The sequence below is a fragment of the Maribacter algae genome (genome assembly GCF_047345745.1).
Lineage (GTDB): Bacteria > Bacteroidota > Bacteroidia > Flavobacteriales > Flavobacteriaceae > Maribacter.
This window is the reverse complement of record NZ_JBLFES010000005.1, coordinates 299,207-322,155: the sequence shown is the minus strand read 5'-3', so window position 1 is coordinate 322,155 and position 22,949 is coordinate 299,207. Positions and strand designations below refer to the sequence as shown.

Here is a 22,949-nt window from a genome sequence, read left to right as displayed (position 1 = left end):
TTTCAATCCCTTCGTGAATTTTGCTTTGCTCATTGCCACCTCCCTTTGCTAAAGGGAGGAGCTTTCTAATTGCGGTAACGGTCACATTGAGCGGAGTCGAGATGTTTATTAGCAAATCCTCTTAATCTTTAGTAGTTTTAATATTTAAAATAAATTCCATGAAAAAATCCAAAGCTAAATATCTTATTCTTTTCATTGCGCTATTTGCTATAGTGCTGTCCTGTTCAAAAACCAACAAAACCACCTCGGAATCCAAAATTTCAGAGACTTATGTGATAGACCACTATACCAAAAAAGAAGTGGATATTAAAATGCGGGATGGTATCACATTGCATACCACCATTTATGCTCCAAAAGACACTTCCAAAGAATATCCCATTATCATGCAACGTACGCCATACAGTTCAAGACCTTACGGAGAGGGTGAATTTAAAACCCAGATAGGCCCAAATATCCATATGATGCAGGAAGGCTATATTGTAGTGTACCAAGATGTCCGCGGGCGTTGGTTGAGCGAGGGGCATTATGAGAATATGCGTGCCTATATCCCTAACAAGGAAACGGATGCAGATGTGGATGAAAGTTCGGATACCTATGATACGATTGAGTGGTTGGTGAACAACGTGGAAAATAATAACGGTAGGGTCGGTATTTGGGGAATTTCATATCCCGGATATTATTCCACTTACGCCACGGTAGATGCGCATCCGGCCTTGAAAGCGGCGTCTCCACAGGCGAGTATCGGAGATTTCTTTTTTGACGATTTTCATCACAACGGAGCCTATTTATTGAGTTATTTTAGGGCAACATCCCTTTTTGGAACGCCACGGCCCAATGGAAATCAGCCCATAGACACCGCTTGGTATCAATTGCCGGATTTAGGTACAGAAGACCAATACCAATTTTTCTTGGACAAAGGACCTTTGAAAAATCTGAATTCTTTCTTTGAATACGACTTAAAGGACCAGGTTTCTATTGCTCCCGATGAAATGACGGATGATTTCTTTTGGAACGAATTGAAGGAACACCCCAACTATGATGAATTATGGCAAAGTAGAGGGTTGGTTCAGCATTTGAAAGATGTAAAAAGTCATGTGGCCACTATGGTCGTTGGTGGTTGGTTTGATGCCGAGGATTTATATGGCCCATTGGAGACCTACAAGAATATAGAAAAATATAACAAGGACAATTATAATACTTTGGTTTTCGGTCCTTGGGACCATGGGAGATGGGCAAGAAGAGATGGGAGAACCGTAGTGGGGAACTACTATTTTGGCGATGGAATCTCGGAGTTTTTTCAGGAGAACATCGAAACAAAATTCTTTCATCATTTTTTAAAGGGCGAAGGCGATAAAAATAGCGGTTTGCCAGAAGCTTATGTGTTTGATTCTGGTAGAAAAGAATGGAAACAATACGATGCTTGGCCGCCAAAAGAAGTAGGGAAACAGGAAATGTTCTTGTCCGAAAATCAGGAACTGACTTCTGAATTGAAAAATACCGAAGGAATCCAATTTATTAGCGATATTAAAAAACCGGTCCCGTATTCCGAGGATGTAAAATCTGTTTTTACCCCCAGAAAATATATGACGGACGACCAGCGTTTTGCCGCGCGCCGTTCCGATGTTTTGGTGTTTGAGACCGAAGTAATGGATGAGGATTTTACCCTAGCGGGAGATATCATGGCAAAACTAAAAGTAGCCACCACGGGTGATGCCGCGGATTGGATCGTAAAAATAATTGATGTACACCCAGCAGTTGCAGAAACCAACGAAGAAATGCAGGACCATTTAAAGATGAGCAACTACCATTTAATGGTACGTAGCGAGGTGATGCGTGGGCGATTCAGAAATAGTTTTACCAATCCGGAACCCTTTGTCCCTAATCAAAAGACCGAAGTAAACATTAAACTACAGGATGTTTTCCATACCATCAAAAAAGGGCATAAACTACAGGTACAGGTGCAAAGCACTTGGTTTCCCCTTATTGATTTAAATCCGCAGACCTATGTGGAGAATATTTTTAAGGCGGATGAAGAAGATTTTAAAACCCGGACTCATACAGTGTTTACGGATTCTAGTATTGAGTTTTCGGTGTTGGAGTAAAAACAACGTTTTTCAACGGTTTTATACCAAAATGGGCGTATAAAGATGTATTATATATTTATATAAACAAGTTGTACACAATATGAAAAAAGCACTTTTTCTTCACTTAAAAGTTATTGGAATTTTAAGCATTCTGATTTTTTCAAATTGTGTAATGAAAACCGAACCAGAAACTTATTTAATTCCGTCAGATTTTAGAGGTCGGGTGAACATTATTTATGACCAAAAATGCGGAATGGAAACCGAATTTGAAAATGATAGAAGAGTTTATCGAATTCCTGATGATGGAATTTTATTGACAAAATTTAAAACACCATCTGGACTTATTGACCATAAATACTTCCTAGTTGATAATAATGGAAATCGAACCGAATTGACAAAAATGGATGTTCGTGACTACAACGAAGAATACACTAATACAAAAAATCCGAATGAACCACCACGCGATACTCTAGGAATATTTGGCTGGGGAGGTTTAGGGAATATGATTGGAACAGGGTATACTGAAAGTGTTTCATTCCAGTCTTTTTCAGTTTCTACTTATGACAGTTTGAATAATTTCAAAGGTAGAAAGTCTATGGATTTCGATAATCTGATTCAAAAAAAGATTACGGATTGTAAGTAAAACGCAAAAATACTGTGTACAACAAAACCTATAAACAATACGGGTTTCGGGCTTAATCGCAAGGTTTGTGTATTTTTATGAAGTCCGCAAAATCTTTTGGATTTTGCTCTGTATAGGAAAAAATAAATCAAAACAAAAAGATTTTGCTATGTGCGTGGCGGAAAGCAAACGCTAGTTTGCTCCCGTACTGTTCATAGCTCAACCGTTGTGCAACATATTGCCATGAGAAAGTTTCTGATTATTTCACTTATAATATTATTCCACGGTTGTAAAGAACAATCGACAAAGAATTTTGAAGATTATAATGAAGAGAACTTTGTTGAAGTGCAAGGACTTATAATAAAAGTCGAAAAGGAATTTGCCTATCAAAACAGAAAAGTGGACGTAACATACATTTACGATTTAGAAAAGGATAACCCAACCATTGGCCATGAAAAGAATTCTCCATTTATTCCTATGGTTGGACAACCTAAGGTAATTATGGTACATAAATATGAGGACAATGTTTCCTTTTTAGGTGTAAATACTTATGTAGAAGATGAAAACGATTTAGTAAAAAAATACTTGGAAAAGAGCGACCGATTTGGAGTTGAATATTACGGAGTTGACCAAAACGCATTGGATTAATAATACTGCGAGAAGTAAGGAAAAAATAAAATACGTTGCACAACACGGTGTATAATTAATTGCGGTCGGAATTTCCACTTGGAAATTCCTGCAATCAATTATCTTTAGTCTCAGGCGGACATTTTCCATTGGAAAAGTCCGCAACGAATCCATACACGAACCGTTGTGCTTCATTATAACCAATCACTAACCAATGATAAAATTCTTTAGAAAAATTAGACTAAACTTGCTTTCAGAAGGAAAAACTGGAAAGTATTTTAAATATGCTGTCGGAGAAATTGTTCTTGTTGTCATAGGAATCCTTATCGCACTTCAAATTAATACTTGGAATCAGAAGAAGAAAAACCAAAAATTAGAACAACAATATTATTGTAGATTATTGGAAGATGTCGAACAGGATTATATTAACTACAACAATTCTATTGACTTACTGAACGAAAAAATTAACACTAATAATACCTTAATTCAAAAGTTACTTGACAATAAAATGCCATTAGATAGTATTTCACCATACATTATAAAATCAATAAAATATTCTATTAGAAATGTAAGTGCCACAACAGATGCGTTTGAGGATATTAAGTCAAGTGGAAACTTAAATATAATAAAAGATTTTTCAGTTAAAAATAAATTGACATCCTATTATGAATCACTAGGGAATACAAACTCTATTATAGAAAGTAATGGAAAAGCGATAACAGAGAAACGTTTTTTTGAAAGTGAGGATTTACTAAGCTCAGGTTGGATACAATTCTTAGAAGATTTCAATGAAATTGACACGTCAAAAGTCAGCCTTAAGTTACTAAAATCAAAGGTTAAGTTTACAAACGAAGCTAGATTAAGAATGACAAATGATGCAATATTTTATTTAGCAATCAACTCTCGAAACAAACAACTTTTGAAATTGCTTGAAAATGAAATATTGTCAACAAAAAGTTTACTTGAAGAAAAATGCCAGAATCAGAAAGATTGAATAATATAAAATAACGAAAGCACAACAGTGGCTCCTATGAAAAGCCTTAGTCCAGTTTCTTTAAAGTCAATGAGCAAATTTAGTAAAAGTCCATATTTGATTTTTTTTATTGCCGCAGCTGTAACCATGCTAGTAGGAATTTTGAGCAGAGATGCCACATTGGATATAAATATTCATGATACTTATTTCATAATTGGGTATTTACACCTTGCTGTATTGATTTCAATATTTTTCGGATTAATTGGTTTGGGGTATTGGATTATGCATAAAATGAATAAAAGACTTTCCATGTGGTTGAATTGGACCCATATTTTATTGACTATTGGGGGATTAATAGTGTTGTTCATGACTCCATATTTTTCATTCACTTTTAAGGACCAATCTGCATTTCCCCTTTTTGACGAACTTGAAAGAAAAAATCTAATAATGATATCTACAATTAGCTTAATGATTATCGCTCAATTTATTTACCTCATAAATCTGATTATTGGAATGTTTAGAACAAGATAAAAACCAAAGAATATGAACCGTAGAAAGTTATTGATTTTCATGTTTTCGCTACTACTCTTCTTAACAAGCTGTAGAGAAGTTAAAAAAGAAACCCAAGACCTTGAAGTCGTGGAACCTGATGAAAACACAATTGACAAAAGTGTTTATGCCATGTGGAATGACTTCACTGAATCAAATCCTGGATTTAAAAATGAGAAAATGCCTGAATCATGGTTCTTTCATAACAATGAGCAAGATGCCAATCGGTTGGCTGACTTGACGGTAAACAGAAAAAAGCAAGCCAGTTCTGGTTTGTATGTTTGGTATAAAGAGGCCAATGCAGATTTACCAAAAATCGGTACAAAACATATTATAACGGATTTTAATGAAAAAGCCCGAGCAATAATTGAAATTAGAAAGGTTGATACCATCCCGTTTCATCAAATTTCCGAAGAATATGCGAAGATGGATATGGGTACAGAAATAGAGCCGCTCAAAAAATGGAAAAAAGCGCATTGGGATTTTTTTTCCAAGGCTTTGGAGGAGAGTGGTGAAAAGCCAACGGAAGAAATGTTGGTAGTTTGCGAAAGCTTTGAAACCATTTGGCCAATAAAGTAGATGATGTTATGAGGTTTCTCAATCGCCAGTGCCACGTCTTCAACGTTTTACTTCGAAAGAATACTAGAGAACAAAAGTCATTTTGAACCCAATGAAATGTGTGTTAGAAGTCTTGATACTTGAAAAAAAGTATGATTCTTTGAAATTTCCAATACAATCATGATTTTTTCAGACCTAAACGACTTTCCCTTTTAAAGCAATTTCCATCGTCCACCAATAGAAATTTGCTCCATTGAATCTGTAAAACGGATTTCTATTTTGTTTCATGGCCAATACATCCCAATGGCCTAAATAGGTCCATTCCCATGTGCCAAAAAGGGACCACTTAATTTTTTTTCGAATGGCCGTGAGCTCAGATTCGGTAAACCCTAAATGTAAAAGTGTTGCTTTTTGCTTTTCAGCTTCTTCCTTTTCAATTTCAGTATCCAAAAATTCATTACAGAGTAGACTCCAGACATCAATTTTATTGGACTGTTTTATGTGATTTCGTTCTGCGAAATTTTTAATTTCTTCGGTATCGCCATGATTAAAAAAGATGATTTCACCGTTATCTATTTTCATAGTATAAGGAAAGGTGTTAAAATCTACTTCTTTGATCCTATTAAGCGTTAGAACTTTGTTTTTTCGTAACGAGCTGAAATGGAATTCGTAAAAATCAAATGCTATTTTATCTTCGTAAATTTTGTATTTGCTATATTTCATTTTTACCGAATTCAAAAAATCCCTCGACCGCCCGTCTCCGATAGTTTTATCTTGAAATGACATAGAGGACGAAAGTCATTTCGAACCCAATGAAACGTGTACGAGAAATCTAAAATTTTTCAAAAACTATGTCAATTCCCAAGCTACAACTTACTTTCTAATAAAAACCTTCTTTATGCCCTTATATAGAACAAGGGCCAAAAATCCGGCAATCAGCCCTACCACAAACTCCACAAGAATACTCGGTACGGCTGGAAAAATACCATGAAGAAAATCCAGATTATGTACAAAAATACCACCTGAAACCAGTAATAGGGCTATTGTACCGATAACGGATAATGATTTGATGACCATAGGCAAGGCCTTCACAAAAAACCGACCGATTTTATCCGAGAGACTATCATCACTTTCGGTTAGGTTGATCAAACGAGCTCCAAATTCATCCATTCTTACAATCAAAGCCACAATACCATAGACCCCTACGGTAGCAATAAGTGCTACCACGGAAACCACTACAATTTGGGTAGTCAAGGGTTGGTCCAGCACAGTGCCCAAAGCAATGATGACAATTTCGATAGAAAGGATAAAATCCGTCACAATGGCCGATTTGATCTTGGCCTTTTCCATCTCCAAGATGTCCGTTTTACTGGGTGTTTCCATATCGGAAGGAATAGATGCACTTTCGTGAGGCACAAAGAATTCGTATATTTTTTCGGCACCTTCATAGGCAAGGTAGAGCCCACCCAGAACAAGGACCAACGTCACGGCCCATGGTAAAAATGCACTTAATAAAAATGCAATGGGTAAAATAATAATTTTATTGAGAAGTGAACCTTTGCTGATGGCCCAAAGTACCGGAAGTTCGCGTTTGGAGACAAAACCGGATGCTTTTTCCGCATTTACGGCCAAGTCGTCACCCAGAATTCCTGCGGTCTTTTTGGTCGCTATTTTACTCATAGATGCTACATCGTCCAATAGTGCTGCTACATCATCTAAAACTGCAAAAAATCCTGAAGCCATAACGTTTTTGTATAGGGTTCAAATATAAATCAGGAAATTGGGTTGGCTGAATTCATTTGTCAAAAATAGGAACTCAAAGTAAAAGTAGTGGTTATGTAGTTTTTAGAAAAGCTATGATTTTGTTTTGATTTCCCGATTGTCTTCCCTCGGTGTTCTCGTTTCTGGATAAAAAAGAATTGAAAGTCATTTTGAGCCAAATGCAATGTGCGCGAGAAATCCAGAAAACTATTTGAAAACCCTTTAAAATAATCGGTTTTTGAGAAATTTTAAAAATTCATTAGGTTTTTAGAAGTTTCTGACTTTAATTTGTCCTTTCAAAGTTCAAACACGTATTGAATAGTTATCAAGAAAGGTGGAGGGATTAGACCCTTTGAAGCCTTAGCAACCCTTGTTTTCCCCGATTCCTGATCGGGACCAAGAAGGTGCTACATTCTACCAGAAACTCTGGAAGGATAACCGTAACAAATTACCATCGGTAGTTTTTCACTTTCTTATAACTTTTTGATTTTACCTAACCGCAAGTCGGCTGGCTAGGGTTTGGCTTTACATTATTTATCTTTTGTCATTTCGGGCGAAAGCTAAAAGTCATTTAAAAACTAGTATTTCTAAAAAAGAGGATACACAAAACCTTTAAATCATGAGTAATCAAAAATTTGAAACAAACGCTTTACATGCAGGGCACGACACTACACAAAATGGAGGAACCAGAGCGATTCCTATCTATCAGTCCACAGCATACGTATTCAATAATACGGAGCATGCGGCCAACTTATTTTCCTTGGCGGAACTGGGCTTTATTTACACACGTTTAAACAATCCTACGAACGAAATTCTACAGAACCGTTTGGCAGCATTGGAAGGTGGTGTTGGTGCTGTGGTATTCGCTTCGGGTACATCTGCAATTTCTACAGGTTTAATGACCTTATTAAGGGCGGGAGACCATATCGTTGCTTCAAGTAGTTTATACGGAGGTACTTATACACTATTGAGCGTAACCTTACCAAGACTGGGTATTACGACCACATTTGTAGACCCTTCCGATCCTGAAAATTTTAAAGAAGCTGTACAGGAAAACACAAGAGCCTTTTTTGTAGAGTCCTTAGGAAATCCAAAGTTGGATGTATTGGATTTAAAAGGAATATCCAAAGAGGCGAAAGTTGCAAAAGTTCCTTTTATTGTTGATAATACGGTAGCTTCCCCGGCATTGTTAAACCCTATTGAGCATGGGGCCAATTTAGTGATTCACTCCCTTACAAAATACATCAACGGCAATGGTACCGCACTTGGTGGTGCTATAATCGATGCCGGAACTTTTGACTGGACCAATGGCAATTTTCCTGAATTTACCGAGCCTTCTGCAGGATATCACGGTTTGGTATATAGCGAGGCTTTAGGGGCTGCTGCTTTTACCTTTAAATTGATTTTAGAAGGATTACGGGATTTTGGTGGTGCCTTAAGTCCATTCAACGCTTTTCAAATTTTACAAGGCTTGGAAACTTTACCCATTAGAATGAAGCAACACAGCCAAAATGCTTTGGCCTTGGCAGAATGGTTAGAATCCAGGGAAGAAGTGGCATGGGTGAATTACCCGGGGCTTAAAAGTAGCGCTTACCACGATTTGGCTAAAGAATACCTGCCAAAGGGACAAAGTGGTTTGGTTACTTTTGGGATTAAGGGTGGCTTTGAATCGGCCAAAAAGGTGACGGACGCTACCAAGATTTTCTCGCTATTGGCGAATATTGGTGATTCCAAATCCTTAATTATTCACCCTGCAAGTACAACGCATCAACAATTGGACGACGCTGCCCAAGAGGCAAGTGGGGTTACTAAAGATTTAATCCGACTTTCCGTTGGGTTAGAAGATATTGAAGATTTAAAAACCGATTTGGTGAATGCTTTTTCAACAATAGATAAATCTGTTTTGGCATAATGGTCACTTCGGCTCCGCTCAGTGACCCTAAATGGTGGCTGAGCGTAGTCGGAGCCACAAAAGATGAAAAACAATAAAATGTTACATCAATTAGATATAAAAAAATATACCACCATTAGTGGTGTGACCCAAGACATTCAATTGTCCTATCAAGTATTTGGCAGGGAGCTCCACACGGCACCTATTATTTTGGTAAACCACGCTCTGACCGGGAATTCCAATGTGACGGGGAAAGACGGTTGGTGGTCCGCTTTGATTGGGGACGGTAAATGCATAAATACCAAAAAATACACGGTTTTGTCCTTTAATATTCCGGGTAACGGGCACGATAAATTCGTCATCGAAAATTATAAGGATTTTGTGGCAGGGGATATGGCGCATATTTTCTTGTTGGGACTGGAAAAATTGTCCGTCAGTCGCCTTTTCGCCATTATCGGCGGTTCCCTGGGCGGAGGAATTGCTTGGGAAATGGTTGCCTTGAAACCTAATCTTGCGGAACACTTGATTCCGGTAGCATCGGATTGGAAATCAACGGATTGGTTGATTGCTAATTGCCAAATTCAGGAACAGTTTTTGGTCAACTCCAAGCAACCCGTTCACGACGCGCGCATGCATGCCATGTTGTGCTACCGCACGCCGGAATCCTTTAAGGAACGTTTCAAACGCAGTACCAATGAAGAGCTTCAGGTGTTCAATGTGGAAAGTTGGTTGATGCACCATGGAGAGAAGCTGCAAGAGCGATTTCAATTATCGGCCTATAAACTCATGAACCAATTGTTAAAAACGATTGATGTTACCCGAGATGGGGAGGAAAACTTCATCAAACTACAAAATAGCGATACCAATATTCATATTATCGGTGTGGATTCCGATCTGTTCTTTACGGCACAAGAAAATAAGGATACGTTCAAACAACTGGCACAGGCAAATAGCAATGTTACGTATGGTGAGGTACAATCGCTCCACGGTCACGATGCCTTTTTGATAGAGTTTGAGCAGATGGAAAAGCTTTTGGATGGCATTTTCAACAGCAATGGGAAATCCGGAAAAGTCAAAGTCTTAAAATTTGGAGGAAAATCCCTGAGCAATGGCGAAGGTCTGGAACGTGTTTTGGACGTCATCGTATCCAAAGCCAATGCCGGGGAAAATATTTCAGTGGTCCTGTCCGCACGTGAAAAAGCAACGGACCAATTAGAGCTAATTTTAGAAAAAGCGGCCAAGGGAAAGGATTATAAAAAGGATTTTGAGGCTTTGGAAAAGTATCAACAGCATACCTATACCAACATCAACCTCAATAATGAGTTCAGGGCTTTGGCAAAACTCTTTGAGGGTGTTTTTTTGCTAAAGGATTATAGTGCCAAGATAAAAGATGAGGTACTCGCGTATGGCGAAGTGATTTCGGCAAAACTGGTAACCAAGTTATTGATCGGAAAAGGAGTGAAGGCCAAGTTCTTGGATTCGAGAAAATTGATAAAAACGGATAACACTTTTGGTGATGCCAAAGTACTGGAGGCCGTTTCCAAAGAGAATGTTTTGCTCGCCTTTGCGGCATTGCCCAATAATACCGTTCCGGTAACAACCGGTTTTATAGCCTCTACCCTAGAAAATGAAGTGACCACATTGGGCCGAAATGGCAGTAATTACTCCGCTGCGCTAGTAGCCAACTTTTTAGATGCCGAGGAACTGCAAAATTATACGCACGTAGACGGTATTTATACGGCCAACCCGGATTACGTAACCGAGGCAAAACGAATTTCCAATCTTTCCTATGCCGAAGCGAACGAGCTGGCCAATTTTGGAGCTACCATTTTACATGCCAAAACCATAATCCCTTTAATTGAAAAGAACATTCCCTTACGAATCCTGAACACCTATAATGACGATAACGAAGGCACGTTGATCAGTGCAAAATCAAGTAAGGAAGGTATCAAATCCTTATCTGTCATCGAGGACGTGGCCTTGATCAATCTAGAGGGTAGGGGGTTGTTGGGAAAAGTGGGTATAGATGCCCGTATTTTTAAGGCTCTGGAGGCCAATAACATTAGTGTCAGTATTGTTTCCCAAGGTTCTTCGGAAAGGGGCATAGGTCTGGTCGTGAAGAGGAGCAAGGCGCAAAAAGCTAAGCTGGCTTTGGACGGTGAATTTATAAATGATTTCCATACACAGGATATCAATATGATCAAAGTGGTCAACGATGTTTCGGTCATTTCCATCGTAGGTCAGGATTTGAGCACTTTTCATAAACCGTACAATGCCTTGATCAAAAATCAAATAACACCTTTACTGTTTAACAACACAGTGTCGGGTAAGAACGTAAGTTTGGTCGTGAAAAAGGTAGATTTGACCAAAGCGTTAAATGTAATGCACGGTCAGATTTTTGATGTAAGCAAAAGAGTAAATCTAGCCATTTTTGGACATGGTAATGTAGGCGGAACATTGATAGAACAAGTTCTCAAATCTGCGAAAACCATTGAAAACCGAAAAGGGGTGGATTTAAGGATCTTTGCTATAGCGAATTCCAAGAAAGTGCTTTTAAACGCAAAAGGCATTTCAAAAAATTGGAAACGAAATATAGTATCAAAAGGAAAATCGTATCAAATAGATAATGTTATCAATTTTGCGAAAGACAACCATTTGGAAAATTTGATCGTGATAGACAATACCGCAAGTCAAGACTTTGTGGCACATTATTTTGATTTTGTCGAAAATGGTTTTGATATCGTCTCTTCCAACAAAATTGCCAATACCTTAAGGTTTGATTATTACCAATTATTACGCGAGGAGTTGGAAAAAAACCAGAAGCAATATTTATATGAAACCAATGTAGGCGCCGGTTTGCCCTTAATCGATACGATAAAATTGTTACATTTATCGGGAGAAAATATCACTCGTATCAAAGGAGTTTTCTCGGGATCTTTGAGCTATATTTTCAATACATTTTCAGAAGTGGATACTTCGTTTTCCTCCATTTTGAAAGATGCCATGCAAAAAGGCTTTACAGAACCGGATCCTCGCGAAGATTTATCCGGGAACGATGTTGGCAGAAAATTATTGATTCTGGCCCGTGAGTTGGATTTAAGCAATGAATTTTCCGACATCTCTATCGAAAACCTTATTCCAACTGCCCTGCAAGAAGGTTCACCCGAGTTTTTCATCAAAAATATGGATACGCTGAATGATACGTTCAATCAGATAAAAAAGAATCAAAAACCAGGTCATGTGCTGAGGTATGTTGGAGATTTACACGGTAATTTGCAAAAGGAAAAAGGAATATTGGATGTAAAGTTGATCTCTGTCCCCAAGGAAAGTGCTTTAGGACAGGTCAAAGGTTCCGATTCCATTATAGAAATCTATACCGAATCCTATGGAGAAAATCCATTGGTAATTCAAGGAGCAGGAGCAGGTAGTGCCGTTACGGCCAGAGGTGTCTTTGGAGATATACTACGAATTGCGGAAAAACAATGACTTCGACTTCGCTCAGTCACCGGAACCTCAATTATCTTGTGTAATAATTAGATTGGTGGCTGAGCGTAGTCGCAGCCACCAAAGACGAAAAAATGAAAGGTTACGTATACATTTTGGAATGTAATGACGGGAGCTATTATACCGGTAGCACTGTAAATTTGGAAAAGAGATTAACGGAACATCAGAATGGAAAAGGAGCTAATCACACTAAAAAACGTTTACCGGTAAAACTGGTTTATGTTGAAGAATATCTTAGAATTGATTCAGCTTTTTACAGGGAGAAACAGATACAGGGGTGGTCAAGAATAAAGAAAGAAGCATTAATAAAAGGTGAAATAAAAAATTTGCCCATTTTAGCGGAATGTAAAAATAAAACGCATTACAAATATTACAAAGAAGAAGGTTAACTTTTTGGAGGCTAAGTGACCCACAGCTGATAAAAATAAATACTTTTATATCGTTGGCAAAGTATAGTTGAAGCCACAAAATTGAAATCAATGAAAGAGAAAAAATTCGAAACCAACGCAGTACGCACACAGGCAAAACGCTCTGAAAATTTGGAACATTCGGTGCCCCTTTATTTGACTTCCAGTTTTGTGTTTGAAGATGCGGAAGATATGCGGGCCTCGTTTGCCGAGGAGAAAGAGCGTAATATCTATTCACGTTATTCCAATCCAAATTCATCGGAATTTATAGACAAGGTATGTCTAATGGAAGGTGCAGAGGCCGGTTTTGCTTTTGCCAGCGGTATGGCAGCGGTATTTTCAACCTTGGCCGCATTGTTGGATAGTGGGGACCACATCCTTTCAGCGGGAAATATTTTTGGATCTACACATACACTTTTTAATAATTTCTTTCCTAAATGGAATATATCACATAGCTATTTTAAGATTGATGATTTTGATGCCATTGAAGGACTGATTACGCCAAAAACCAAATTGATTTATGCCGAGTCACCTACTAATCCCGGTGTAGATGTATTGGATTTGGAAGCCTTGGGCAAGATTGCCAAAAAGCACAATTTGATATTGATTATTGACAATTGTTTTGCATCGCCCTATTTGCAGCAACCCATAAAGTTTGGAGCAGATTTGGTGATACACTCCGGAACAAAATTGATGGATGGCCAAGGACGTGTTTTGGCAGGAATCACGGTGGGCAGCGCAGATTTGATTGATAAAGTATATCGGTTTTCGAGAATCACAGGTCCGGCATTGTCACCTTTTAATGCTTGGGTCTTGTCCAAGAGTTTGGAAACTTTGGCGATACGAGTAGACAGGCATTGTGAAAATGCGTTAAAACTAGCGGAATTTTTAGAAGGACATCCTGGAGTAAATTGGGTGAAATATCCTTTTTTAAAGTCGCACCCCATGTACAAAACTGCCAAAAAACAAATGAAGGCAGGAGGTTGTGTTGTGGCCTTTGAGGTAAAAGGCGGGCTGAAAGCGGGTCAAAAATTCTTTGATTCCATTAAGCTTTTGTCTCTTTCTGCCAACTTGGGCGATTCCCGGAGTATCGTAACACATCCAGCTTCTACAACGCACAGCAAACTGAGCAAAGAAGAACGCCAAGCTTCCGGAATTACGGATGGGATGGTACGTGTTTCCGTAGGTTTGGAACATATAGATGATATAATTGCCGATATTGAGCAGGCTTTAAAAGTTTAAGATTGATATATTGAGCAAAGGTCGGGGCCAAGATATTGGCCCCGACCTTTCGTTATTCTAATTATAGATTAGCCCCTCTGTATTTTCTAATCGAGCAATAATGCCCCAACCGAAAAAGTAATTGGTAATTCCTATTAATAGTTCATTGGTGCCCGATTTAAAAGGTATCTTGAAAGAAGTGTTCTCCAAGGAGGCCCTACCGCGAGGCTCTTTCATACCCGGGGAGCCAAAATAATTCTTATCTACGTGCAAAGGTTGCCCATTGATAAAGACCCAAACTTCATCACTAAAACCAAGTTTCAACAACTTCTCTTGCTCCTTTTCGGAACTAATGGTAGTCTTTAGCCAAGTTAGTCTTCTCTCGCCATTTTTTGTGGCACCAAATTTATGGGTCAAGTTCACTACGGAACGGTATTCTGCCGCTACAGGTTTCCAGATAGCGGTACTATCCAAATAAGTCGGGTCTATTGTTACACCTGGACTAACGGGTATGCCCAACATCAAATCTTTCCCAAACGGAAAATCTTTGGGTTCTGTTATTTGCCAACTACGCAAATAATTTGGATCGTTGTATGTGGGGTCATATCCTTTTGTCGCGGGCAAAGTGTCTACTGCATTTGGTTTTATCGTTAAATTGGCATAGATAACGTTGCCGGAAAGACCTATACCACCGGATTTGGTGATACCTTCCAGTGATGGTACTAGTAAGGCAGGTTGGGCCATATCGTTCACGAATACTTTCATCTGCTTACCATGAACCACCAATTTTATATGGTTCCATTTATTCTCATGAATTGTAGCTGCGGCTTGATAATCATCCGTTAGGTCCCATAGATTAACACCATCGATAACAGCTGCATACTGCATTGTGGTTCTTCGTAAGGGATCCGGTTTTCCAAAATGGCGGAGGTAGAAAATTTCTGAATTTAAAGTATCCTTACTGGTACGGAAGTTAATGCCCGGAAAGCCCTGTCCTTTGAGTTCCACATCAAACTCAATGGTGCCATTGATAAACTCATAGTCTTTTAACACGATGCCAAAACCTTTGTCATCATTACTTTTAACAGCCTTGACGGATTTATAAGTGGTGAATTCAACATTTTTGGTGACCGGTGCCCAGTATTCTTCGGTCATTGGAAATTGGAGCGTTTTTTCTTTATTTTTTTGCTGCCCAAGGGAAGGTAAGATTGCCCCTATCATAAATAAGATTAGGAATTGTCTTTTAATTGTAATTTTCATTTTTGTTCGATTTTTGATTAAAGTCTAAATTTGATTGGGATAAAAGTAATTGCATAAGTGTTTTTTTTGCTTGTTCAATCTGTTCAATCCTGTTTAATTCTGTTCAAAAAGTCTAGTATTATTAATCCTTTTTAGTTTTATGGATAAATCCAAATTATACATGCTTAGAGATTTGATAGCTCTGATAGAAAGAGAATTAAACTGGGGCAAAGGCGAAAATTGGAGCAATAAGGACTTTGAGGAATTAAGTAAGCTTATTTTAAAAAAAACCAAGAAGAGGCTTAGTGTAACTACATTAAAAAGAATTTGGGGTCGTGCGGAACGTATTGCCAATCCCAGTTCCGCAACTTTGGATATTCTTGCCGAATATACAGGTTTTTCCAATTGGCGTGCGTTTGTGAATACAGCTGGACTACCAGTTAGGTCTAAAGTCGAGGAAAAGACAACTTTAAAACGAGTCATTCCCTTTATAATAGGAATACTTCTATTGATTGGGATTTTATCTGCTTTCTATTGGCCTACAGCTCAAGAAACGACTATGATGCCTGAGCAGGTGATTGCGAATAGGAATTTTAGTTTTAAAAATAGAGCGGTAAGCAGTGGTTTGCCCAATTCAGTAGTTTTTGAGTACGATATTTCCGCTGCAGCGGAAAATGCTACCACCCAGATACAGCAAAGCTGGGATAGCAGTAAACGTATTTCTATTTCTAAAGAAGATAGTATTGCCACCTGTATATATTACTACCCGGGTTTTTTTCAATCAAAATTGGTAGTAGACGATGTCATTGTGGCCGAGCAAGATGTTTTTATACCTACCGATGGTTGGTTGGGCGTTATTGAGCGTGATTCTATTCCTATATATTTAAACAAAGATGAAATTGTACGGAACAATCAATTGGCAATAGCCAAGGAAACCATTGCCGAATATGGTTTGGACCCAAGAACTGAAAAGGTAGCTGTTAGTTTTTACCAAGTGCAGGATTTCGGGGCGTTGTACACCAACGATTTTGACATAAAGCTATCGTTGAAAAATACGATGCAAAATGGATTTAGTAGTTGCCAGTGGGTACAAATTTATGTGCTCTACGAAGGTGGTGCAGTGGGTATTCCTTTAGGTAAAAAGGGCTGTGCCTCCGAAATGGATATGATGGTATTCGGAAAATTTATTAATGGAAAGAAGAACGATCTCTCTGGTTTTGGGGTAGATTTTTCTGAATTTGTAGACCTACGCTGTACGGTCAATGACAATATATTTAAAATACTGGTCAACAACGCCATTACCTATAAAACACCTATGCCCGATACTATTGAAAAAATAAGGGGTATTACAATACATTTTGAGGGTGCCGGTACCGTAAGCAGTTTGGAAATGGGCACTGCATCCGGTTCCATATATACTTTTCCAAAATAAAATTTGAAATTAAAAGTTTGATATTATTCTAGGTTGACCCATATGAAAGAGTTCTGAAAATTCGCATAGAACTTGATGTATTTATCGTACTCCGTTCCAAATATCCAGATACATTTTCCATTGATCGTTTACCTTCTTCCATACAATTACGTATTTGCCTTTCCAAGAAGAAGTGCGACCATCTTTGTGTTTGGTCTTACCTTCGTAATATCCATAATCATAAGCTGTATTTTCAACAACAGTTATTTCACTTTGCGAGATTTTATGATATGCTGTGTTTACACCTTCAGGTAGTGTCCAGTATTTGATAATATCTTCTCCCTCTAGTATTTTCGTATTGTTAGGAAATATTTTAGCATCTTCAGTATAAGATGCAGCTATCATTTCATAGTCGGATGCCATTACGTATTCAGAGAAATGCTTAGTGTTTTCTATAATTTGATTTATATCATTTTTGCTTCCAATGTATTCTTGGGCAAAATTGACATTATAAACAAATAGCAACAACAGTATAGTTATGTTTAATTTCATGGTGTCCTTTTCAGTTATTGGTTATCTATTTGTTTTGTCTGTAGAAAATCTTGTTTACCACCTTCCATTCTCCATCAATCTTCAATAGGTTCATATAATCTATGAAATTAAAGCGCTCGTATTCAATTTTCAACTTTGCCGCGGCGGCGTTACCGGTAACATCAGTAGATACTATACTCGTTTTTCTATTTTGTTTTGGACCAGGTTTTACAGCTTTTTTAAAAAACTTTATAGCATTGACCTCCTTATATTCCCCGTTTCGTATAAATTTCATGGTCGCGTCTTTGTGAAACGCTTTTTTTAGCGTTTCAAAGTCGTTATTTGTACCGCCATCCAAATAATACGAGACCGTTTTTTCAACTTCTCTTTTGTCATTGTCCTGTGCATGGGTAATGCATACAATACTACATGCAATAATGAAGAAAATGTTTTTCATGTTTTCGATTTTAAATTGATGATTTATGTAACAATGATAGCGTAAATGGACTGTAAAGGAATCCATGGAAAAAAGAAAGAACTACAGATTTATAAATTCGGAAAGAATAAAACTAGCTGCGCATTTGTTTTTTATACTTGGCTGGAGTGATACCTTTTATTTTTTTGAAAGCAGCGTAAAAAGTAGAGTTGGAATTAAAACCACATTCGTTACCTATGGCTTCCAATGTAAGTAACTCATTGGAGAGCAGCATATTTTCCACTGCCTTGATTCTATATTCGTTCAAATACTGGGAAAAACTTTTACCAACATTATCATTTAAATACTGAGATAAGCGGTGTGGTAGAATATGAAGCTCCTTGGCCAAATCGGATAATTTCAAATCAGGATTTGAATATAGCTGCTTTTCGATCATTAGTTTTTCCAAATTGTTGGCTATAGATTTCGCTTCGGCTTCATCTATTTTCTTATTGGCGTATTTAATATCTTTTTCAAAGAAGATAGAATTCTTATTTCGCTTAAAGAACCATAAAAGCATCAGAAGGTAAAAAACAAAGGAGAACGATAACGCTCCAATAATATACGAGGTGTATCTGCTTGTGGAGTACGCTATCCAAATAATCGTAGTTCCAACATAGATACTTAAATGAAAAACTTCAACATCATTGAGTTTTTTCTTCTTTGAAAAGAATTTTTTAAAAGTGTTTTTCAAATAAAATCCTGTGATGAAGATGTACACAAACCACTGAAAATAAATTAGCTTAACGAGATAAGGAGCCCATAAATGCCTATACTCGCGGTATGGAATAAAAAACCACGCGATGATACCGAGAATGAGAAATGGAATTACATGAAATAGCCATCTATTTTTATGATTAGTTTCTGCTGTGGCCGAAGTAATGTATAAGTATAGAAAAGGACCGATTAACATACAAGCGGATAGCCCCACCTGTATGAACATTTGTGATAGATCGGAATTAAAATAGAAGAAAACCGATTTTATAATGCGGATACTCAGCACCATCAATAAAGCACTCAAGAAATAATTGGAAATAGTATTTTGTTTACTTAAAAAAGCAAAATAGATACTCAGTACCAATCCGTTGATGGCGCCCAAGGCACTGAACAAAAATAAAATTTGAGTTTGAAATTCCATGATTTGATTGATAAAACAAATATATAAGCTTTGATTTAGAGATGGCTTAATGAATTCTTTGCAATTTATGACGCTAAAAATTGGTTTCTATTTTCCCTATCTTAGCCCTATGCTCTCCAAAAAAACAAAATACGGACTCAAAGCCTTGGCGTATTTGGGTTTACAATCCGATAAAAAACCTGTTCAAATAGCCGAAATTTCAGAAAAAGAGAATATTTCCCAAAAGTTTTTGGAAAGTATATTATTGTCCCTTAGAAAAACAGGTTTTTTGGGTTCCAAAAAAGGGAAAGGTGGTGGCTATTACCTTATCAAAGCACCAGAAGATATTCTGATGACGGATGTCATGAGGGTTCTAGAAGGACCAATATCCATGGTTCCCTGTGTAAGTCTCAATTTCTACGAAAAATGCGATGACTGCCCTAGCGAAGAAACCTGTTCCGTAAACAAGCTCATGCTTAAAGTACGTGATGCCAACTTAGAGGTATATCGTAATACCACTTTAGCGGACGTATTGAAATAGCTATAAATACTTTTTGCATCTATCATATCCTTAGTTTTTACGGATATTTCTTAATAATCTATTAAATCTATAGGATAAAAGTAATTTTTGTGGATTTTTCCGTCCTACATAAAAAAAATATTCTATTTTTGAATCCTACTAATTTAGTAGGGTAATAATTTTGACGAGAAATGATATTAGATCAACTAGTTTTAGATAAGAAGACACCAAAGAGCAAGTATGCTGAGGATAAGAAATCAGAAAAACCCATACGAAGTGTAGCCAAAGCAATAAGTTGGCGCGTCATCGGAACCTTGGATACCTTGTTAATATCCTATTTGTTGACGGGTAAAATAACAATTGCGGCATCTATTGCGTCAATTGACTTTGTAACCAAGATGTTTTTGTATTTTTTTCACGAACGTCTTTGGAATAGAATTAATTGGGGCAAATAAAAAAGGATACTATGGCTTTTACACAAGATCAAATAGACAAGCTCAATATTCAGTTCAAAGGAATACCACCGGAGGAAATTATTTCTTGGGCCATAAAGAATGCTGAGAAGCCTTTGGTAACTACCAATTTTAGACCTTATGAGGTGGCAATCCTTCATGCGGTTTCTCAGGTTAAAAGTGATATTCCGGTTGTTTGGTGTGATACGGGTTATAATACGCCTAATACTTACAAACATGCCGAGGATTTGATTGAAAGGTTGAATTTGCAAATAGATCTATATGTTCCCAAACAGACAACGGCACATAGGGATGCCGTAATGGGAATTCCTCAAATAGACGATGACAGACATGCTTTGTTCACGGAACAAGTAAAGTTGGAACCTTTCAAAAGGGCGATGAAAGCACACCGGCCAGATGTTTGGTTCACCAATTTAAGAAAGGGGCAAACGGCCTTGCGAGATTCCTTGAACATTCTAAGCTTAAGCAAAGATGGCGTTCTGAAAGTGAGTCCGTTTTATCATTGGAGCGATACACAACTAGATGCTTACCTTTCTAAACATGATTTGCCCAACGAACATAAATATTTTGACCCGACCAAAGTGTTGGAAAATCGCGAATGCGGTTTACATAATTAAAAATAGTGTTTGGAAAGAAATTCAAAACACAACAGTATTTATAAAATTAGATTATGAATTTAGACACCATGCTTGAACCGGAATTAAAATTGGCAAAGGACACTTCGCAGATAAATGCATTGGAGAATGAGGCCATTTATATTTTCAGGGAAGTAGCCGCACAATTTGAAAAACCGGTACTCTTATTTTCCGGAGGGAAAGACTCCATTACTTTGGTACGTTTGGCGCAAAAAGCGTTTTGGCCGGCAAAGATTCCTTTTCCATTAATGCATATAGATACAGGACATAATTTCCCCGAAACCATTGCTTTTAGAGATAAGTTGGTAGCGGAGTTGGGTGTGAAACTTATTGTTAGAAATGTTCAGGATTCCATTGATGCCGGAAAGGTAAAAGAAGAAACCGGAAAATATTCCAGTAGAAATCATTTACAGACCACCACTTTATTGGACGCTATTGAGGAGTTTAAGTTTGATGCATGTATTGGCGGTGCTCGTAGGGATGAAGAAAAGGCAAGGGCCAAAGAGCGTATATTTTCGGTTCGTGATGATTTCGGACAGTGGGACGAACGTAACCAACGCCCGGAATTGTTCGATATGTTGAACGGTGAAATTGAATTGGGACAAAACGTTCGCGTATTCCCGATTTCCAATTGGACAGAGTTGGATGTTTGGTCCTATATCCGAAACGAAAAAATTGAGATTCCATCCATTTATTTCGCTCATAAAAGAAAAGTTTTTTTAAGGGACGGGATGATTTGGTCACACTCGGACCATGTTTATCAAGATGAAGATGAAGAGGTTTTGGAGCGTATGGTACGTTTTAGAACGGTTGGCGATATGAGCTGTACAGCGGCGGTTTTTTCAGAAGCTACGGATATTGAGGGTGTGGTGCAGGAAATTCGGGATTCGACCATATCCGAGAGAGGTGCTCGTATAGATGATAAACGCTCGGAAGCGGCAATGGAAAAAAGAAAACAACAGGGATACTTTTAAAATTTGCGAAAACAAATTTTGCTTTTAGTTTTTGTTGATTAGCCATTAGCGAAATAAAAAGAATATAAAAAATAGGTGAGGCAATTAGTCAATAGCTAAAAGCCGATAGCCAACAGCCAATAAAAAATGGAAGTACTAAAAATAGCAACGGCAGGTAGTGTAGATGATGGTAAAAGTACCTTGATAGGAAGACTTTTATATGATACAAAATCACTGACCACGGACAAATTGGAGGCCATAGAAAAAACCAGTAAACAAAAGGGATATGATTACTTGGATTTTTCCTTGGCTACGGACGGTCTAGTGGCAGAGAGAGAGCAGGGCATCACTATAGATGTTGCCCATATTTATTTTTCTACGCAAAAGAAAAGCTACATCATCGCGGATACTCCAGGTCATGTGGAATATACTAGGAACATGGTGACCGGGGCATCTACGTCTCAAGCAGCCATTATTTTAATCGATGCAAGAAAGGGAGTCATTGAACAGACAAACCGTCATTTTTTCATCAATAACCTACTTCGGATCAAGGAAGTAATTGTGGCCGTTAATAAAATGGATTTGGTCGATTTTTCTGAATCGATATACAATGAAATCAAGGCCGACTTTGAAGAATTGATGAGTAAGCGCGATTATGCAGATCAGAAAATCACTTTTATTCCTGTTAGTGCCCTAAAAGGTGATAATGTTGTGAACAAATCGGAGAAGACACCTTGGTATAAAGGGGAAACTTTGTTGGAACATTTGGAAGGTTTGGATTTGGCAGCGGTATCCAACGTGGGTACGCCAAGGTTTCCTGTGCAATACGTCATTAGGCCCAAAACAGAGGAGCATCATGATTTTCGTGGGTTTGCTGGTAAAGTATACGGAGGGGAATTAAGTGTTGGTGATGAGGTAGTGGCACTGCCGTCGCAAACAAGGTCTAAAATCAAGGATATTTATTTTTATGACAAACAATATCAAACCGCCTCCAGAAGGTCTTCGGTTACGATTACTTTAGAGGATGAAATTAACTTGAGCAGGGGAGATATGTTGGTCAAAGTAGATGATTTACCCACTATTGAAAAACAATTTACCGCCACAATTTCTTGGATGGATTCCAAACAATTAACGGCTGGGAACAAATACATTGTTCAACATGGGGTCAATAAAGTATTGGCCAAGGTAGATACGGTACACCATAAAATAGCACCGGACTATTCCGGGGTCGATACGGAGACGAACGCTTTGGGAATGAATGATATTGCCGAAGTGAGCTTTAAACTGAACAAACCCATTTTCTATGATAAATTTAAAAATCATAGAACCAACGGTTCGTTTATTTTAATCGATACACAGACCAATAGTACCGTAGGAGCAGGATTTATCAATTAAATG

At 37.8% G+C, this 22,949-nt stretch carries 22 protein-coding genes and 1 riboswitch; of the genes, 16 read left to right on the top strand and 6 right to left on the bottom strand.

Annotation, left to right across the window (positions count from 1 at the left end; translation table 11 throughout):
- Positions 1 to 158: 158 nt before the first annotated feature.
- The 6 genes from ACKWBX_RS17975 (at position 159) to ACKWBX_RS17950 (ending at position 5,434) form a co-directional block, all read left to right on the top strand.
- On the top strand, positions 159 to 2,102 hold the full coding sequence (locus ACKWBX_RS17975; RefSeq protein ID WP_413970106.1) for a CocE/NonD family hydrolase: 1,944 nt from the start codon (positions 159 to 161) through the stop codon (positions 2,100 to 2,102).
- 82 nt (positions 2,103 to 2,184) lie between these two features.
- Positions 2,185 to 2,727, top strand: coding sequence for a DUF6843 domain-containing protein (locus ACKWBX_RS17970; protein WP_413970105.1), 543 nt, complete (start codon positions 2,185 to 2,187; stop codon positions 2,725 to 2,727).
- 222 nt (positions 2,728 to 2,949) lie between these two features.
- Entirely contained in the window at positions 2,950 to 3,354 is a 405-nt protein-coding gene (locus ACKWBX_RS17965; RefSeq protein ID WP_413970104.1) for a hypothetical protein, read from the top strand.
- A 193-nt stretch (positions 3,355 to 3,547) separates the two neighbouring features.
- The gene (locus ACKWBX_RS17960) at positions 3,548 to 4,327 is read left to right on the top strand and encodes a DUF6090 family protein (protein ID WP_413970103.1); all 780 of its coding nucleotides are present in this window, start codon (positions 3,548 to 3,550) and stop codon (positions 4,325 to 4,327) included.
- 36 nt (positions 4,328 to 4,363) lie between these two features.
- The gene (locus ACKWBX_RS17955) at positions 4,364 to 4,837 is read left to right on the top strand and encodes a cbb3-type cytochrome c oxidase subunit I (protein ID WP_413970102.1); all 474 of its coding nucleotides are present in this window, start codon (positions 4,364 to 4,366) and stop codon (positions 4,835 to 4,837) included.
- A gap of 12 nt (positions 4,838 to 4,849) precedes the next feature.
- Positions 4,850 to 5,434, top strand: coding sequence for an ASCH domain-containing protein (locus ACKWBX_RS17950; protein WP_413970101.1), 585 nt, complete (start codon positions 4,850 to 4,852; stop codon positions 5,432 to 5,434).
- Positions 5,435 to 5,608: 174 nt separating this feature from the next.
- Here ACKWBX_RS17950 and ACKWBX_RS17945 read toward each other — a convergent pair whose 3' ends face one another.
- Both ACKWBX_RS17945 and ACKWBX_RS17940 read right to left on the bottom strand, forming a co-directional pair.
- Positions 5,609 to 6,136: a hypothetical protein gene (locus ACKWBX_RS17945; RefSeq protein WP_413970100.1), complete on the bottom strand. Its 528-nt coding sequence runs from the start codon at positions 6,134 to 6,136 to the stop codon at positions 5,609 to 5,611.
- Positions 6,137 to 6,286: 150 nt separating this feature from the next.
- The gene (locus tag ACKWBX_RS17940; RefSeq protein ID WP_413970099.1) at positions 6,287 to 7,156 is read right to left on the bottom strand and encodes a DUF808 domain-containing protein; all 870 of its coding nucleotides are present in this window, start codon (positions 7,154 to 7,156) and stop codon (positions 6,287 to 6,289) included.
- Between the two features lie 337 nt (positions 7,157 to 7,493).
- A riboswitch (SAM riboswitch) is annotated at positions 7,494 to 7,615 on the top strand.
- 178 nt (positions 7,616 to 7,793) lie between these two features.
- Here ACKWBX_RS17940 and ACKWBX_RS17935 point away from each other — a divergent pair.
- From ACKWBX_RS17935 to ACKWBX_RS17920, 4 genes are all read left to right on the top strand, one after another.
- Complete coding sequence (locus ACKWBX_RS17935) at positions 7,794 to 9,086, top strand: O-acetylhomoserine aminocarboxypropyltransferase/cysteine synthase family protein (protein ID WP_413970098.1); 1,293 nt, start codon at positions 7,794 to 7,796, stop codon at positions 9,084 to 9,086.
- A 78-nt stretch (positions 9,087 to 9,164) separates the two neighbouring features.
- Positions 9,165 to 12,551, top strand: coding sequence for a bifunctional aspartate kinase/homoserine dehydrogenase I (thrA, locus tag ACKWBX_RS17930; RefSeq protein WP_413970097.1), 3,387 nt, complete (start codon positions 9,165 to 9,167; stop codon positions 12,549 to 12,551).
- Between the two features lie 92 nt (positions 12,552 to 12,643).
- On the top strand, positions 12,644 to 12,958 hold the full coding sequence (locus tag ACKWBX_RS17925; protein WP_413970096.1) for a GIY-YIG nuclease family protein: 315 nt from the start codon (positions 12,644 to 12,646) through the stop codon (positions 12,956 to 12,958).
- A gap of 90 nt (positions 12,959 to 13,048) precedes the next feature.
- Positions 13,049 to 14,218: a trans-sulfuration enzyme family protein gene (locus ACKWBX_RS17920; protein ID WP_413970095.1), complete on the top strand. Its 1,170-nt coding sequence runs from the start codon at positions 13,049 to 13,051 to the stop codon at positions 14,216 to 14,218.
- Positions 14,219 to 14,275: 57 nt separating this feature from the next.
- On the opposite strand, the gene ACKWBX_RS17915 is transcribed toward ACKWBX_RS17920, so the two are convergent.
- A complete protein-coding gene (locus tag ACKWBX_RS17915; protein ID WP_413970094.1) occupies positions 14,276 to 15,457 on the bottom strand; it encodes a family 16 glycoside hydrolase in 1,182 nt (393 codons plus the stop codon).
- Between the two features lie 139 nt (positions 15,458 to 15,596).
- On the opposite strand from ACKWBX_RS17915, the gene ACKWBX_RS17910 reads away from it, so the two are divergent.
- Positions 15,597 to 16,868, top strand: a complete 1,272-nt coding sequence (locus ACKWBX_RS17910; protein ID WP_413970093.1) for a hypothetical protein — start codon at positions 15,597 to 15,599, stop codon at positions 16,866 to 16,868.
- An 81-nt stretch (positions 16,869 to 16,949) separates the two neighbouring features.
- Here ACKWBX_RS17910 and ACKWBX_RS17905 read toward each other — a convergent pair whose 3' ends face one another.
- The 3 genes from ACKWBX_RS17905 to ACKWBX_RS17895 form a co-directional block, all read right to left on the bottom strand.
- On the bottom strand, positions 16,950 to 17,375 hold the full coding sequence (locus ACKWBX_RS17905) for a YybH family protein (protein ID WP_413970092.1): 426 nt from the start codon (positions 17,373 to 17,375) through the stop codon (positions 16,950 to 16,952).
- 49 nt (positions 17,376 to 17,424) lie between these two features.
- Positions 17,425 to 17,835: a nuclear transport factor 2 family protein gene (locus ACKWBX_RS17900; RefSeq protein WP_413970091.1), complete on the bottom strand. Its 411-nt coding sequence runs from the start codon at positions 17,833 to 17,835 to the stop codon at positions 17,425 to 17,427.
- Between the two features lie 112 nt (positions 17,836 to 17,947).
- Positions 17,948 to 18,991, bottom strand: a complete 1,044-nt coding sequence (locus tag ACKWBX_RS17895; protein ID WP_413970090.1) for a helix-turn-helix domain-containing protein — start codon at positions 18,989 to 18,991, stop codon at positions 17,948 to 17,950.
- Between the two features lie 109 nt (positions 18,992 to 19,100).
- Between ACKWBX_RS17895 and ACKWBX_RS17890 the strand changes: the two genes are divergently transcribed.
- From ACKWBX_RS17890 to ACKWBX_RS17870, 5 genes are all read left to right on the top strand, one after another.
- Positions 19,101 to 19,511: an RrF2 family transcriptional regulator gene (locus tag ACKWBX_RS17890; RefSeq protein WP_413970188.1), complete on the top strand. Its 411-nt coding sequence runs from the start codon at positions 19,101 to 19,103 to the stop codon at positions 19,509 to 19,511.
- Positions 19,512 to 19,681: 170 nt separating this feature from the next.
- The gene (locus tag ACKWBX_RS17885) at positions 19,682 to 19,945 is read left to right on the top strand and encodes a DUF2061 domain-containing protein (protein ID WP_413970089.1); all 264 of its coding nucleotides are present in this window, start codon (positions 19,682 to 19,684) and stop codon (positions 19,943 to 19,945) included.
- 11 nt (positions 19,946 to 19,956) lie between these two features.
- Positions 19,957 to 20,580, top strand: a complete 624-nt coding sequence (locus ACKWBX_RS17880) for a phosphoadenosine phosphosulfate reductase domain-containing protein (protein WP_413970088.1) — start codon at positions 19,957 to 19,959, stop codon at positions 20,578 to 20,580.
- A 53-nt stretch (positions 20,581 to 20,633) separates the two neighbouring features.
- Positions 20,634 to 21,572 (top strand): sulfate adenylyltransferase subunit CysD, encoded by a 939-nt coding sequence (cysD, locus tag ACKWBX_RS17875; protein ID WP_413970087.1) that lies wholly within the window; start codon positions 20,634 to 20,636, stop codon positions 21,570 to 21,572.
- Between the two features lie 126 nt (positions 21,573 to 21,698).
- The gene (locus ACKWBX_RS17870; protein ID WP_413970086.1) at positions 21,699 to 22,946 is read left to right on the top strand and encodes a sulfate adenylyltransferase subunit 1; all 1,248 of its coding nucleotides are present in this window, start codon (positions 21,699 to 21,701) and stop codon (positions 22,944 to 22,946) included.
- Positions 22,947 to 22,949: the final 3 nt, after the last annotated feature.

Bases quoted from the DNA above. Each gene is read 5' to 3' on its own strand.
- ACKWBX_RS17975 (WP_413970106.1), top strand. From the start codon at position 159: ATGAAAAAATCCAAAGCTAAATATCTTATTCTTTTCATTGCGCTATTT.
- ACKWBX_RS17970 (WP_413970105.1), top strand. From the start codon at position 2,185: ATGAAAAAAGCACTTTTTCTTCACTTAAAAGTTATTGGAATTTTAAGC.
- ACKWBX_RS17965 (WP_413970104.1), top strand. From the start codon at position 2,950: ATGAGAAAGTTTCTGATTATTTCACTTATAATATTATTCCACGGTTGT.
- ACKWBX_RS17960 (WP_413970103.1), top strand. From the start codon at position 3,548: ATGATAAAATTCTTTAGAAAAATTAGACTAAACTTGCTTTCAGAAGGA.
- ACKWBX_RS17955 (WP_413970102.1), top strand. From the start codon at position 4,364: ATGAAAAGCCTTAGTCCAGTTTCTTTAAAGTCAATGAGCAAATTTAGT.
- ACKWBX_RS17950 (WP_413970101.1), top strand. From the start codon at position 4,850: ATGAACCGTAGAAAGTTATTGATTTTCATGTTTTCGCTACTACTCTTC.
- ACKWBX_RS17945 (WP_413970100.1), bottom strand. From the start codon at position 6,136: ATGAAATATAGCAAATACAAAATTTACGAAGATAAAATAGCATTTGAT.
- ACKWBX_RS17940 (WP_413970099.1), bottom strand. From the start codon at position 7,156: ATGGCTTCAGGATTTTTTGCAGTTTTAGATGATGTAGCAGCACTATTG.
- ACKWBX_RS17935 (WP_413970098.1), top strand. From the start codon at position 7,794: ATGAGTAATCAAAAATTTGAAACAAACGCTTTACATGCAGGGCACGAC.
- thrA (WP_413970097.1), top strand. From the start codon at position 9,165: ATGTTACATCAATTAGATATAAAAAAATATACCACCATTAGTGGTGTG.
- ACKWBX_RS17925 (WP_413970096.1), top strand. From the start codon at position 12,644: ATGAAAGGTTACGTATACATTTTGGAATGTAATGACGGGAGCTATTAT.
- ACKWBX_RS17920 (WP_413970095.1), top strand. From the start codon at position 13,049: ATGAAAGAGAAAAAATTCGAAACCAACGCAGTACGCACACAGGCAAAA.
- ACKWBX_RS17915 (WP_413970094.1), bottom strand. From the start codon at position 15,457: ATGAAAATTACAATTAAAAGACAATTCCTAATCTTATTTATGATAGGG.
- ACKWBX_RS17910 (WP_413970093.1), top strand. From the start codon at position 15,597: ATGGATAAATCCAAATTATACATGCTTAGAGATTTGATAGCTCTGATA.
- ACKWBX_RS17900 (WP_413970091.1), bottom strand. From the start codon at position 17,835: ATGAAAAACATTTTCTTCATTATTGCATGTAGTATTGTATGCATTACC.
- ACKWBX_RS17895 (WP_413970090.1), bottom strand. From the start codon at position 18,991: ATGGAATTTCAAACTCAAATTTTATTTTTGTTCAGTGCCTTGGGCGCC.
- ACKWBX_RS17890 (WP_413970188.1), top strand. From the start codon at position 19,101: ATGCTCTCCAAAAAAACAAAATACGGACTCAAAGCCTTGGCGTATTTG.
- ACKWBX_RS17885 (WP_413970089.1), top strand. From the start codon at position 19,682: ATGATATTAGATCAACTAGTTTTAGATAAGAAGACACCAAAGAGCAAG.
- ACKWBX_RS17880 (WP_413970088.1), top strand. From the start codon at position 19,957: ATGGCTTTTACACAAGATCAAATAGACAAGCTCAATATTCAGTTCAAA.
- cysD (WP_413970087.1), top strand. From the start codon at position 20,634: ATGAATTTAGACACCATGCTTGAACCGGAATTAAAATTGGCAAAGGAC.
- ACKWBX_RS17870 (WP_413970086.1), top strand. From the start codon at position 21,699: ATGGAAGTACTAAAAATAGCAACGGCAGGTAGTGTAGATGATGGTAAA.